A 12,490-nucleotide genomic window follows, 5' to 3' on the forward strand; every position below is an offset into this window, starting at 1 on the left:
GGCTTGTACAAAAAAACACCATTAGAACAATGGATTCTTAAAAAAATAACGGGTTCCGCCGGGGAGACGGGGCAGTTGACCCGTACCCTGATCGAAAACTATCAGTTGATGAAACTGAAGGAAACAATAGCCCTGGCCGCAGGAAAAAGCCCTTTTTACCGGGGCGCGTCTTTAGGCCGCTTCCCGCTGGATAAGTTCCGCACGTTGACTGACTTGCGGGACCTCCCCTTGACCACGGCAGACGATCTAAAACAAAATCCACTCCGTTTTCTCTGCTGTTCCCAGGACGAAATCAAGCGGGTGGTGACCCTGGAAAGTTCCGGTACCACCGGCTCTCCCAAGAGATTGTTTTTTACCGCCGCCGACCAGGAGCTGACGAAGGATTTTTTTCACCACGGCATGACGGTCATCGCCCGGCCGGGGGATAAAGTACTGATCCTGCTCCCGGGTGAACGGCCGGGGAGTGTCGGCGATCTGTTTGCCGAAAGCGTGCGGCGAATGGATGTGCTGCCCGTACCGCATGGGATTGTAAGAGATCCCGGATACACTTTGGAAGTAATGGAAAGAGAACAGGTTGATACACTGCTGGGTATACCGGTACAGGTGCTTGCGCTGGCCTGCCATGAACCGCCGGGTGAAAAAAAATACCGGATTAAGATCAAAAATGTGGTACTAAATACCGACCATGTTCCGCGGGCAATCGTAAACCGGATTAAAGAGCAGTGGGGCTGCCGGGTTTTCAACCACTACGCGATGACCGAAATGGGACTGGGGGGCGGGTTGGAATGCGAAGCCTTTTCCGGCTACCACCTGCGGGAGGCGGACCTGTTTTTTGAAATTATCAATCCGGATACCGGTGTAGCCCTACCGGAAGGGGAAGAGGGGGAAGTGGTCTTTACCACCCTCACCCGCCGGGGCATGCCTTTAATCCGCTACCGGACCGGTGATCTGTCCCGGATTATCCCCGAACCGTGCCCCTGCGGCACTATACTTAAGCGCATGGCCCCGGTGCGGGACCGGGTCAAGGGCAGAATCGCTTTAGCCGGGGGCGGCCTGCTCAGTATGTCCACGCTGGACGAAGCTTTATTTGCGGTAAAGGGTGTGTTGAACTTCCAGGCGGTTATTTCATCCGCCAACGGTGCGGATCGCCTGGCCGTTAAAGTTCAGCCGGCCGCCCGGACGGTTGGGGAAATACCGGCATTAATCCAAAGAGCGCTGCTTTCCATCCCGGTGATTGCCCAAAACTGTGGTAAAGGTGCTCTAATCCTGGAGCCCGTTGCAGTGGACCGGTCCCCGGAACTCTGGCGGCCGGCCAAGCGATTCATTCAAGACTGGCGCCAAAAAGGAGAGACAGAACATGAAAGGGTTATTTGACACTTGTACCCGCCTGCTGGCCGGCGGGGAAGACGTGGTGACGGCCACCATTATCAGCCGGAGCGGCTCCGCGCCCCGGACCGCCGGTACCAAAATGCTGGTGCGGCGGGACGGGTCCTTTGCGGGCACCATCGGGGGCGGCTTGTTGGAGGCCTTGGTATTGGAACAGGCCCGGGAAGTGTTTCAAACCGGACAGGCGGTGATCAGGGAGTTTAATCTTACCGGCGCCGATGCGGCCGGCATGGATATGATTTGCGGTGGACGGCTGGAGGTCTTTGTCGATTTCCTTTCCGCCGGTGATCCTGTAAACGTGGAAATCTTCCGGACCGTGAGCGACCTGCTGCGCACCGGGCAAAGGGCGCTGCTGGTAACCGGATTGCCGTCTCATGCCGGTGACGGCGCACGGTTCAACCGGTGCCTTTTGCTCAAGGACGGCCGGCAAACCGGCTGCAGCCCTGACGCCGGCTTGGCGGAGCGGCTGTCGCCGGTCTTTAAGAGCAGGTATCCCCAATTGGTGCTGTTGAATGAGGCAAATTTTATCGCGGAGCCCGTCAACTCCCCGGGGACGGTCTACCTGTTCGGGGCCGGCCATGTTGCGCAGCAAGTGGCCAGGCTGACTGCAATGGTCGATTTCCGGACCGTGGTCCTGGACGACCGGGAAGAATTCGCCAACCGGCAGCGTTTTCCACTGGCCGATGAAATCATTGTGCCTGAGGATTTTAACCGGTGTTTGAAAGACTTGCCCATTTCCGGGGACAGTTACCTGGTCATCGTCACCAGGGGACACCGCTATGATCTGACTGTATTGGCCCAGGCACTGCAAACCGGTGCCTGCTACATCGGGATGATCGGCAGCCGCAGGAAGCGGGACGCCATTTACCGGGCGCTGCGCGAGACCGGAGTGACTGAAGAGCAGTTGTCCGGGGTTCACTCTCCGATCGGCCTGTCCATTGAGGCGGAAACACCGGAAGAAATCGCCGTCAGTATAGTGGCCGAGTTGATCAAGGTGAGAGGAAAGCTGATGTATGGTCAACTCTGAAGATATTGCCGCCGTCATTCCGGCTGCCGGTTATTCTTCCCGTATGGAAGCCGGGCCGTTACCGAACTGGCGGGGGCGGTGACTTTAAACCGGCCTTGTTTTCCGGAACAGTTCTGCGTGGTATAATCGTAGTAGATTCATAGAGCAGGCGGCAAAAGCATTTTTGCGCAGCGGGGGGCGGGAATAACGGACGAACAAACCAAACTGGCCCGGTTGAAGGAAATTTTACGGGAAACGGGCGGCGTGGCGGTTGCCTATTCCGGCGGTGTGGACAGCACATTTTTGGCCGCCGTGGCGCGGGACGTTTTGGGTGAGGGCGTGCTGGCCGTCACTCTGGCCTCGCCGCTCAATCCGCCGGGAGAGGTGGACGAAGCCGCGGAGATGGCGGGGCAACTGGGCTTAAAACACCTGATTGTGGAAATGCCGCTCCTGGAGAACGAAAACATCGCGGCCAACCCCCCGTTGCGGTGCTATTACTGTAAATTTGAAATCATGTCCGGGCTGAAAAAGCTGGCCGGCCGGCACGGAATAAAACATGTGGTGGACGGTTTGAATGCTGATGATACCGGGGATTACCGTCCGGGCATCAGAGCCTGCCGCGAATTGGGGGTTGAACACCCGCTTCTGGAAGCGGGTTTAACCAAAGAAGAAATCAGGACTCTTTCCCGGGAGCGGGGATTGAGCTCAGCTGCCAAACCATCGGCCGCCTGTCTGGCTTCCCGTTTTCCCTACGGCACTCGGTTGACCGCCCGCGGCCTGGAGCGGGTGGGCCGGGCCGAGCTTTTGCTTAAAAATCTGGGCTTTGGGCAGGTGCGGGTACGGGTGCATGGGGATCTTGCCCGCCTGGAGGTTTCAAAATCCGATTTGGAAGATGTATTGAAGCAGGCGGATATAATTTCAGCCGAGTTGAAAAAAATGGGCTACCTGTATGTTGCGCTGGATCTGGAGGGTTACCGTACGGGCAGTATGAATGATGAAATATTAACGGTTGAAAAACAAGACGAAGTATAGAAAAATGAACGTCCACGCGGACCGGCCGGGTGGACGTTTGCTTTGTGTTCCCTGCAACCGGCGTGAGCCACCAGGATCAGCCGGAAGGTGGATAATGCATATGATTTCGTTAACCTGCGGTTTTGCGGATGCATAAAATTTTTAGCTCCTGGTCAATAAAACTCTTTGCCTGAGTTTCCGGGCGTAACTAAAGACCAGGGAGGCCTCATCCATCTTTAAGGCAAAGATGGATGCGATGAATATCACCAGACCGGCTATAATACTGATTCCGACCTGAATGGCAAGGCCGGTCAACCCGTTGCGGCCAAAGTATCCGGCGGCAAACTGATTGACCTCCCGGACGGCCAAAGCTAAAAAGACCGAAGACAATAATAGTTGAACCAAAAACTTTAAGATATTTTTATTCCACAGTCCGGGCATGCGCTTTTGTAAAAAGTACGCTAGCATGGCAGTGTTAAGCAGGGAAGCAATTGAATTGGCCAGGGCCAGTCCCCCCTGTTTCAGGGGACCAATCAATAACAGGCTGAAAATAAGATTAACCAGTACAGTAACACCCATCAACTTGACGGGTGTTTTGGTGTCCTGCCTGGCATAAAAGGCTCTGGTCAGGATGATGTTTACCGCCTGTCCGGTCAGCCCGATCGTATACAACATAAGTGCGGTTGCAGTCATCTGGGTGGCCAGGGAGTCAAAACGGCCGTGTTGGAATAACAGTTTGACCACCGGCGTGGCCATCACAAACAATCCAATGCTGGCCGGCAGGGCAAACAGGGCGACCGTCCGGACGGCGCGCAGCACTGTGCCGGCCAGTTCGCACTCTTTGTGTTCAGCCGCCAGCATCGTTATTGTGGGGTAAAAGGCAGTACCAATGGCAATGGCAAAAAAACTTACCGGCATTAAAATAAGCTTGTTGGCGAAATTAAGTGCTGAAATACTGCCCTGACCCAAACCCGAGGCTAAAATCCGGTCAATGATTTGGTAGGTTTGGTTCATTGAAGTACCGACGGCAACCGGCATGACCAGGTATAAGACTTTGCGTATGCCCGGATGGCTCCAGTCAATTGAAAATTTATAATGAAAACCAAGTTTTCTCAGTTTGGGAACCTGGATCAAGGCAGCCAGTGTAAAACCGAGCACAGAACCAAATGCCAGACCATTTATCCCGAATTTTGCTCCCAGGGTAAACGCGGAAAAAATTATGGTTAAATTAGTCACACTGGTGCTGAATGCCGAAATAGCAAACACCTGGTTGGCATTGAGCAGTCCCTGAAATATGGTTGATAAACCATAAACAATTAAAATCGGCAGCATCATTTTGGTTAGTTGTGTAGCCAATGCGGCAATCTTGGGATTTAATCCCGGTGCTGTTATTTTTACTAAAAAAGGTGCAAATAATATGCCAACGATAGTGACAAGTAAAAAGATGATCATTAATATTGTAATCACCGTATTAAACAGACTCCACGCTTCATCTCTTTTCCCTTTGGCGCTGTATTCTGTAAATACCGGTACCACTACTGTAGCCAACGCTCCAATGGCAATATAAAAGAATGTGTATGGGATATTGAAAGCGACCAGGTAGGCATCGGTAATTCCAGTGGCGCCAAACATGTAAGCTACTGCCTGATCGCGAACAATACCAAGAAACTTTGAAAGTAAATTGAGTATTGCCAGAACTACAGTCGCCCTGGCAATTACTTTTCCCGTGGACAATTTTAAATCCTCCCGTAGCCGGTTCACCGCCGTGCTCAGTTATAGAAGCACAAAATTAAACCATTCTATATTATTTATATGAAGTCCTGCCTGGTAAAAAGGTTTTCTGAAAAACACAAACCCCGGGCCGTCCAGAAAAAAACGTATAATGCTCCGTTGTTCTGAATTTACCCAAAAGTGACCATGTTCAATTCCTCCGCTTCCGGTTGGCGGGGCGCCATCCCGGTTATATGGAAATGGTCCGGCCCGCCGCCTGGCCGGTAACAGCTTCGCTCATACCGTTTAAAATTCAATTGCATATCCAGTCCGGTGTGGATACTGCTTCCGGGCCGCCATGCATATAATGTAGTATTCACCGCGGGCTAGAAAGCTTTCCGTTGGCAGGGTTGATGTCCATCGGGATTTGCGCGGGAAAGGACAAAGGAGCAGGTGGGCAATCGGTTAAACAGTCAGAGCGTAGGGGGAATGGCCAATGCCCGGTAAACACGTGGTCTCCCGGGAAGACTGGTCGCTGCACCGCAAAGGGGAGATCGACCGGCAAAGGCACCGGGAGAAAGTGCGGGAAGCGATCAAAAAAAACCTGGCCGATGTGGTCAGTGAAGAAAGCATTATTATGAGCGACGGTAACAAAGTGCTCAAGGTACCCATCCGTTCCCTGGATGAATATCATTTTCGCTATGATCAAGGTAAGCGTAAGCACGGCGGTCAGGGTGACGGCAAAAGCAAAGTGGGTGACGTGCTGGGCAGTGATCCCCAGCCTGGCAGCGGCAAGGGCAAGGGGGCCGGCGAGGAACCAGGCGTGGACTACTACGAGGCGGAAATCACCATTGACGAACTGGCGGCGCTGATTTTTGAGGATCTCGGCCTGCCCAACCTGGAACAAAAGAAAAAGCCGCAATTGGCCTCGGAAGCGCTGGAATTCAGGGATATACGCAAAAAAGGCATCACCAGCAACATCGACCGCAAGCGCACCATCCTGGAGGCGATGAAGCGCAACGCCTTAAACGGTTTGCCTCCCCTGGGCAGCATTACCAAAGACGATCTGCGCTTTAAAACCTGGGAGGTCACTTTCAAGTACGAGTCGAACGCCGTGGTGCTGGCCATGATGGATACATCGGGCAGTATGGGGCCGTTTGAAAAATATATCGCCCGCAGTTTCTTCTTCTGGATGGTCCGTTTTTTGCGTACCAAATACCAGAACGTGCATATTGTTTTTCTGGCCCACCATGTGGAAGCGAAGGAAACCACCGAGGAGGAATTTTTCACCAAGGGGGCCAGCGGCGGCACCCGCTGTTCTTCGGTTTACAAGCTGGCCCTGGAAATCATTGAAAAGCGCTTTTCGCCCCAGGATTATAACATTTACGCCTTTCACTTTTCCGATGGCGACAACCTGGCCTCGGATAACGAAAACTGTGTCAAGGCAGTCAACCAGTTGCTGAATGTTTGCAACCTGGTCGGCTACGGCGAAATCGAAGGACCCTATTATTACACCAGCACATTGCGTTCGGCCTATAAAAAGATCAACAACCCCAAGTTTACCGCGGTGACCATTAAAGACAAGAGCGGCGTCTATCCGGCGTTGAAAAAGTTTTTTGCCGTTACACCGGAACAGCAGGCAAAGGGTTAATTTTTTCCACCGGTTTGTCATTTCCCCTGTGCCCGGTGTATTCCGGGCGCAGGGGAAACATGCCGTCCTTTAACGAATCTCCCGCTTCTGTGCGAAATCCGGCCATCTTTCGTTCCTTAAAGAATGGCTTTACAGATCCCGGGCCAGTTTTTCCGCGCCGCTTGCGGTGATTAACACCGTATCTTCCAGCTTGATTCCCCCCACCTGCGGCACGGGTAAAATGGAATGTCCCACGGAGAGAGTCCAGTTTTCACCAATCTCCAGGTTGACATGGGCAAAATAATGGCTGGGATGGGGCCACTCTTCGAATTCCAGGCCGACGCCGTGGGTTGGTCCGGTAATCCAGCGTTTGCCTTCGGGTGTCCGGTCAAACACTGCCTTGAACAATTCCGTTATTTTCCCCACTTTCATGCCCGGACGCAAGTTGTCAATCACATTCTGCTGTGCTTCCGTGTACAAGCAGATTAGTTCCTGCTGTTTTTTTGTTGGTTCACCGCAGACAACAGTTCTGGCCAGGTCGCTTGAATACATATCCACCACCGGATGGAGGTCAATGACCACCAGATCGCCGGCCTCAATTTTCCGGTTGCCGGCACCGCCGTGCAGGTGCAGGGAATGTGGCCCGCTGTCGACAAATGTGCTGGCGTTGAAGCGCATTGCCCCGGCCCGGCGCATGGCATATTCGGCTTCGGCCGCCACCTCGATTTCCGTTACTCCCGGTTTCACGGCGGCCATGGCCGCCTGCATGCCGGTTTCCGCCACCCGGGCGGCCCGGCGCATGGCCGCCAGTTCATCTGCATCCTTTGCGTATCTTAACGGCATAAGAATTTCTTCATTTTCAACGACATTCATTTTGGGGTTGGCCTTTAAAAACTTGTAGACCAGAAAACCCGGGTTGGTGTGTATACAAAAGCCAACTTTTTTGTCCACCAGTTTATGCTCCCTGACCAGGCCGAAGAAATGCTGCATCAATTCCGGCGGCGTACGCCAACCTCGGACATCTTCGATACCGCTTGCGCGCCTGGCCGCTTCCACTTCCTCTGCAAAAACAATGATTACCGGATCACCTTCCCGGGGCAGGAAAAGCCGCGCCACATTGCGCACATCCCCGGTCAGGTAGTAATAATTTTCACGGCCGGTTACCTGCATGGCATGGACGCCTTTTTCAGCCATTATTTGTTGCGCCTTTTTTCTTCTTTCCAGAAATTTGCTCATTACTCATCCCCCTTTGTAAAAAACTGCATTGTGACGGTTTTATGGAATATTTCCCGTTTGTCTACCGGATTTCCTGCCGTGCGGAGTGATTTTGCATTTTCATCTGGCAGTGCGGACGGCTTTGGTATACAATGTGGTGAGGCGGTGGAGTTGGTTATGACCGGGCTGACGCATATGGCTGTGGCATCAGTAATTTACCGGCGGGGTGGGCTTCCGGCGCCGGTCCTGCTGGCGGCGGGTTTTGGCTCGCATTTTTTCCTGGACCGCATTCCCCACTATGAACTTGGTTTGGGGGTCAATCTGGCGCTGGGCCTGGCCGGGGGTTTGCTCCTGCTCCGCCTGGCCGTCCGGGACAGGGACCTGCTACTGCCGGTGGCGGCGGTTATCGGACTGCTGCCCGATATCCTGATGCAGCCTGGTATCAGTTCGGGATTTAAGGCTTTTCACGATTTCTGCCACTTTAAGGGCAGCCCCGTTTCGCCATTGATGCTGGTGACGGAATTTGCCGTGACGGCGGCCTGCCTCTTGGTTCTTTTTCAACGGAAGGAAAGGCGGGGTGGATAAGCATGCATGTGCTGGTTACCGGCGGCGCCGGTTATATTGGCAGCCATACGGTGCGTGAATTGATTAAGGCCGGCCACCGGGTGGTCATTTTGGACAACCTGTCCCGGGGGCACCGGGAGGCGGTGGCGGTGTTGCAGAAGACAACCCCCGCCGGAACGCTGGATTTTGTGCCAGGCGACACCGGTGATCATGCGCTGGTGAGCGGTCTGTTGCAGGAGCGGGGGATTGAGGCGGTGCTGCATTTTGCCGCCCACAGCCAGGTGGGGGAATCGGTGGAGCGGCCGGAACTCTACTACCGGAACAATGTGGTGCACGGCCTTTCCCTGCTGGATACGGTGCGGGAGGGCGGGGTGAAATATTTTATTTTCTCCTCCACTGCCGCCGTGTACGGCGAGCCGGTGGAGGTACCGGTTTCCGAGGAGCATCCTGTTGTGCCCGCCAACCCGTACGGCGCCACCAAGCTGGCCTTTGAAGGCGCGCTGCGCTGGTACGGCCGGGCCGGCGGTCCGCGTTGGATGGCTTTGCGCTACTTCAATGCCGCCGGCGCCGATCCGGACGGTGACCTGGGTGAGGACCACCGGCCGGAAACCCATTTAATCCCCCTGGTGCTGCAGGCGGCACTGGGACTGCGCCCGGCGATCAGTATTTTCGGCACCGACTATCCCACCCCCGACGGCACCTGCATACGCGATTATATCCATGTCACCGATCTGGCCGTGGCGCACGTGCTGGCACTGCACGCCCTGGTCCGGGGGGCTGCGCCGGCGGCTTATAACCTGGGCAACGGCAGCGGCTATTCGGTGCTGGAGGTGGTCCGGGCGGCGGAAGCGGTTACCGGCCGGTCCATTCCGGTGCGGCATACCGGCCGCCGCGCTGGCGACCCGGCGGTGCTGGTGGCCGGCGCCCGACAGGCCGGACAGATGCTGGGCTGGCGGCCGCGGTTCGCTGATTTGCGCACCATCATAGATACGGCCTGGCGCTGGCATCAAAAACATCCGGCCGGTTTTGAAACGGTTTGAATCACCGGCGCCGGCCCGGTAATCACGGCCGGTGTACCAATCTCCCGGCCGGGCTTGAAACTGCTTTCAACACAAACGGCGGGCCGTCCGGCCCGCCGTTATAATTCTTTCCCCGGTCCGTCTCGGGGACCGGTAACTGTTTACCGGCCGTATGTGCTGTTCCAATCCGGAAGGAAGGAGAACGGGCAGGAAAGTTGCCTGTTATTGAGCCGGCCAGTCTCCCGGCCCCGTAAGCCGTAAACGGCGACCGTTATGCTATGGGGACCAGCCTTCCCGCTCCGGTCAATCGTTCATTGATTTCCAGCATATTGCTCACCCGGCCGGCCTGCAGCTTTTCCTGCAATTTATAGTAATTCAGACAGGTGCCGCAGACCAGCATTTCCGTGTTTCTGCCCGCCAAAACGCGCAGTTGCTCAAGGACGGGGGAACCGGCGCAGGCCAGGAACACGCCCGAGTTGAGGAAAATGAGCGTATCAGGCGGCGGCTCCATTTCCACCAGCGTCGTGAACAGGCTTTTGAGCAGGGTCGTGCCCAGATCCGGCGCCCCCTGGCCGAACAGGTTGGAAGAAAACAGGTAGACCAGCGGCCGGTTGCCTTCGCGCCCGGCCGGCCGGACTGTCTCCACCGTGTTGCCCGGGGCGGCGGCAGGCACATCGCCCGGTGCAGTTACGCCTGCCTGCGGAGCAACTGAAGTTTCTCCCTTGGTAATGGTCAAAATGTAGTTGCCGTCTTTTCCTATCGCTTCCACCCGGTGACCGGCGTTTTGGGCGAACATGGTCACGTTTTCCCGGGAGGTTGTATTGTCCACAATCACCGTTACCTTGCCGGCGCTGATTTCATCCAGCGCCTTTTTTGCTTTCAACACCGGCTGGGGACAGGCCAGACCGCGGCAATCTATTTCAACTACAGTCATGAAAATCCACTCCTCTTGTGATAAATTACGGCCGTTACGGCACACACCGCCCGCCGTTTACTCCTCCACCCGGATCAGCCACGGTTGCCTTCCGGTCACAGTTCCGATTAGCGCCGCCGCCAATCCTTTTTCTGCCAATTGCTTGACCAGACGCATCCCCTGCTCCGGGGGCAGGGCAATCAGCAGTCCGCCCGAAGTCTGCGGATCATAGAGAAGCATCCGGCCGGCGGCAGCGATTGAACCGGCGAAGGACACCCGTTCGCTCAAGTGTTCCCGGTTGCTGTAGGCGCCGCCCGGGATCATGCCCATGGCGGCCAGCTCAAGCGCCCCGGGCAGCAGCGGAATGGCGTGTTGATACATGGTAAAGCTCACTCCGCCGGCTTCCGCCATTTCCGCGGCATGGCCCAAAAGGCCGAATCCGGTAATGTCGGTGCAGGCCGTGGCTCCGGCCGCCCGCATGACCGCGGCCGCCTCCCGGTTCAGGGCGCACATGGTGGTTACGGCCGCCGTTCGGCTTTCCGGCGGCGCCAGTTCGGCCTTTACTGCGGTGGCGATGATGCCCGTGCCCAGCGGTTTGGTCAGCACCAGCGCATCTCCCGGCCGCGCGCCGGCATTGCTGATGATTTCGTCCGGATGCACCAGCCCGGTGACCGCCAGGCCGTACTTGGGTTCGTCATCCTGCACCGTATGTCCGCCGGCAATGATCGCCCCGGCCTCTTTTACCTTGTCCGCACCCCCGGTTAAGATCTCCCGTAAAACGTCCGGGGACAGGCAACCGGGAAAGCAAGCAATGTTCAGGGCCAGCAGCGGGCGCCCCCCCATGGCGTAGATGTCACTCAAAGCGTTTGCCGCCGCCACCTGGCCGAAAATATAAGGATCGTCCACCACCGGGGTGAAAAAATCCACCGTCTGGATAACGGCCAGTTCGTCCGAAAGCCGGTAAACAGCGGCGTCATCCGATGTTTCCAGACCCACCAGCAGGTTTTCATCCACAATTTTAGGCAACTGCCGCAGCACCTGCGACAGAATGGCCGGAGCCACCTTGGCCGCTCAGCCGGAAGTTTTGGCCAGAGTGGTCAGCCGGATTTTGGCATCTATTTGCTCGCCCATTTGATCACCGCCTTTTCTGGATAATTGTCTTTTTAAGCGATGAAACTTTTTCATCACGGTATTTGCAGCGCCGCCCCGGAAAACGGGCATGCCGGGTACCGGTCCGGGGGATGGCGGTGTTTTATCCGGCTATATTCATAATTTAGATTATATCATTATTTCTTGTTTTAATAGACCATTTCTTTTATTTCACTTATAAAATAATCTTATTTATATGGTGCGAAAAAAAAATTATTTTAATACTGCAGCAATTTAAACGCTGCGCTTAATGTGAAAAAGACATTTTCATTTGTGGGTTGTGTTCAACAAATCATGGCCGTTAGGGGAAATGGCTCCGGATGCCGACAGGTACATCAAAGAAGCGCCGCGATGAGGACGGATCATCCAATAGCGGGACTGCTGTCATCCGGTTGCCTGGAAAGAGGCCGGACCGGTGACGCCTGCCACCATTTAGTAATTTTGCCCGCCGGGAACGCATATATAAATTGGGACGGGGAGGGATCTTCATGGCCTGGCGCGAGCTGAAAAAACGTTTGTCTGAATTCCTGGAGATTCCCGGCGATGTGATGTTGGACTTGCCCCGCATTGTCATGGTGGGCAACCTGCAGATTTTTATCGAGAATCACCACGGCATTCTGGAATACACGCCCGAACTGGTACGCATCAACGTGTCCGGGGGGGAATTGCAGATTAACGGAAGCGGCTTGATCCTGCGCAATATTCTCCCGGATGAAATTTGTGTTGAAGGAGAAGTAAAAACGGTGACCTTTGTCAGATGAGTGCAGGTCAAGTTGACATTCAGCCTTTCCGGCGGGATTCGCCCGCCGGCGGGACAAGAAGGCGGTGTCCGTGGAAACATGGACGGGCCGGCTTTGGCCGGCGGCCTTCCATAAAGGGGGAGTGAT

The 12,490-nt window shown here is 55.3% G+C and carries 11 protein-coding genes; 7 read left to right on the top strand and 4 right to left on the bottom strand.

The genetic code is table 11. The features are described 5' to 3' along the window. Nucleotides 1-3: 3 nt before the first annotated feature. From A6M21_RS03550 to larE, 3 genes are all read left to right on the top strand, one after another. On the top strand, nt 4-1,374 hold the full coding sequence (locus A6M21_RS03550; RefSeq protein WP_066666515.1) for a DVU_1553 family AMP-dependent CoA ligase: 1,371 nt from the start codon (nt 4-6) through the stop codon (nt 1,372-1,374). Further along, entirely contained in the window at nt 1,358-2,413 is a 1,056-nt protein-coding gene (locus A6M21_RS03555; RefSeq protein WP_066666516.1) for an XdhC family aldehyde oxidoreductase maturation factor, read from the top strand. The genes A6M21_RS03550 and A6M21_RS03555 overlap by 17 nt, the downstream gene beginning before the upstream one ends. A gap of 213 nt (nt 2,414-2,626) precedes the next feature. Next, the gene (gene larE / locus A6M21_RS03560; protein ID WP_242868750.1) at nt 2,627-3,424 is read left to right on the top strand and encodes an ATP-dependent sacrificial sulfur transferase LarE; all 798 of its coding nucleotides are present in this window, start codon (nt 2,627-2,629) and stop codon (nt 3,422-3,424) included. 141 nt (nt 3,425-3,565) lie between these two features. On the opposite strand, the gene murJ is transcribed toward larE, so the two are convergent. Next, nucleotides 3,566-5,137: a murein biosynthesis integral membrane protein MurJ gene (gene murJ / locus A6M21_RS03565; RefSeq protein WP_066666518.1), complete on the bottom strand. Its 1,572-nt coding sequence runs from the start codon at nt 5,135-5,137 to the stop codon at nt 3,566-3,568. 472 nt (nt 5,138-5,609) lie between these two features. Here murJ and yhbH point away from each other — a divergent pair, with 472 nt between their 5' ends. Then, nucleotides 5,610-6,764, top strand: a complete 1,155-nt coding sequence (yhbH, locus tag A6M21_RS03570; protein ID WP_066666519.1) for a sporulation protein YhbH — start codon at nt 5,610-5,612, stop codon at nt 6,762-6,764. A 129-nt stretch (nt 6,765-6,893) separates the two neighbouring features. Here yhbH and A6M21_RS03575 read toward each other — a convergent pair whose 3' ends face one another. Continuing rightward, on the bottom strand, nt 6,894-7,979 hold the full coding sequence (locus tag A6M21_RS03575; protein ID WP_066666520.1) for a M24 family metallopeptidase: 1,086 nt from the start codon (nt 7,977-7,979) through the stop codon (nt 6,894-6,896). A 156-nt stretch (nt 7,980-8,135) separates the two neighbouring features. Between A6M21_RS03575 and A6M21_RS03580 the strand changes: the two genes are divergently transcribed. Beyond that, nucleotides 8,136-8,543, top strand: a complete 408-nt coding sequence (locus A6M21_RS03580; RefSeq protein ID WP_066666521.1) for a hypothetical protein — start codon at nt 8,136-8,138, stop codon at nt 8,541-8,543. A gap of 2 nt (nt 8,544-8,545) precedes the next feature. Beyond that, entirely contained in the window at nt 8,546-9,562 is a 1,017-nt protein-coding gene (galE, locus tag A6M21_RS03585; protein WP_066666522.1) for a UDP-glucose 4-epimerase GalE, read from the top strand. A 250-nt stretch (nt 9,563-9,812) separates the two neighbouring features. Here galE and yedF read toward each other — a convergent pair whose 3' ends face one another. Continuing rightward, complete coding sequence (yedF, locus tag A6M21_RS03590) at nt 9,813-10,475, bottom strand: sulfurtransferase-like selenium metabolism protein YedF (protein WP_066666523.1); 663 nt, start codon at nt 10,473-10,475, stop codon at nt 9,813-9,815. A 57-nt stretch (nt 10,476-10,532) separates the two neighbouring features. Then, a complete protein-coding gene (gene selD, locus A6M21_RS03595; protein WP_078060382.1) occupies nt 10,533-11,585 on the bottom strand; it encodes a selenide, water dikinase SelD in 1,053 nt (350 codons plus the stop codon). 506 nt (nt 11,586-12,091) lie between these two features. Here selD and yqfC point away from each other — a divergent pair. Next, complete coding sequence (gene yqfC / locus A6M21_RS03600) at nt 12,092-12,364, top strand: sporulation protein YqfC (RefSeq protein WP_066666525.1); 273 nt, start codon at nt 12,092-12,094, stop codon at nt 12,362-12,364. The last annotated feature ends 126 nt before the right edge of the window (nt 12,365-12,490 follow it).

Source organism: Desulfotomaculum copahuensis, assembly GCF_001655685.1.
In the GTDB taxonomy this organism is placed as follows: domain Bacteria; phylum Bacillota; class Desulfotomaculia; order Desulfotomaculales; family Desulfovirgulaceae; genus Desulfotomaculum_G; species Desulfotomaculum_G copahuensis.

Coding starts and splice junctions, on each gene's coding strand:
- yqfC (WP_066666525.1), top strand. CDS start 12,092: ATGGCCTGGCGCGAGCTGAAAAAACGTTTGTCTGAATTCCTGGAGATT.
- A6M21_RS03580 (WP_066666521.1), top strand. CDS start 8,136: ATGACCGGGCTGACGCATATGGCTGTGGCATCAGTAATTTACCGGCGG.
- yhbH (WP_066666519.1), top strand. CDS start 5,610: ATGCCCGGTAAACACGTGGTCTCCCGGGAAGACTGGTCGCTGCACCGC.
- yedF (WP_066666523.1), bottom strand. CDS start 10,475: ATGACTGTAGTTGAAATAGATTGCCGCGGTCTGGCCTGTCCCCAGCCG.
- A6M21_RS03555 (WP_066666516.1), top strand. CDS start 1,358: ATGAAAGGGTTATTTGACACTTGTACCCGCCTGCTGGCCGGCGGGGAA.
- A6M21_RS03575 (WP_066666520.1), bottom strand. CDS start 7,979: ATGAGCAAATTTCTGGAAAGAAGAAAAAAGGCGCAACAAATAATGGCT.
- galE (WP_066666522.1), top strand. CDS start 8,546: ATGCATGTGCTGGTTACCGGCGGCGCCGGTTATATTGGCAGCCATACG.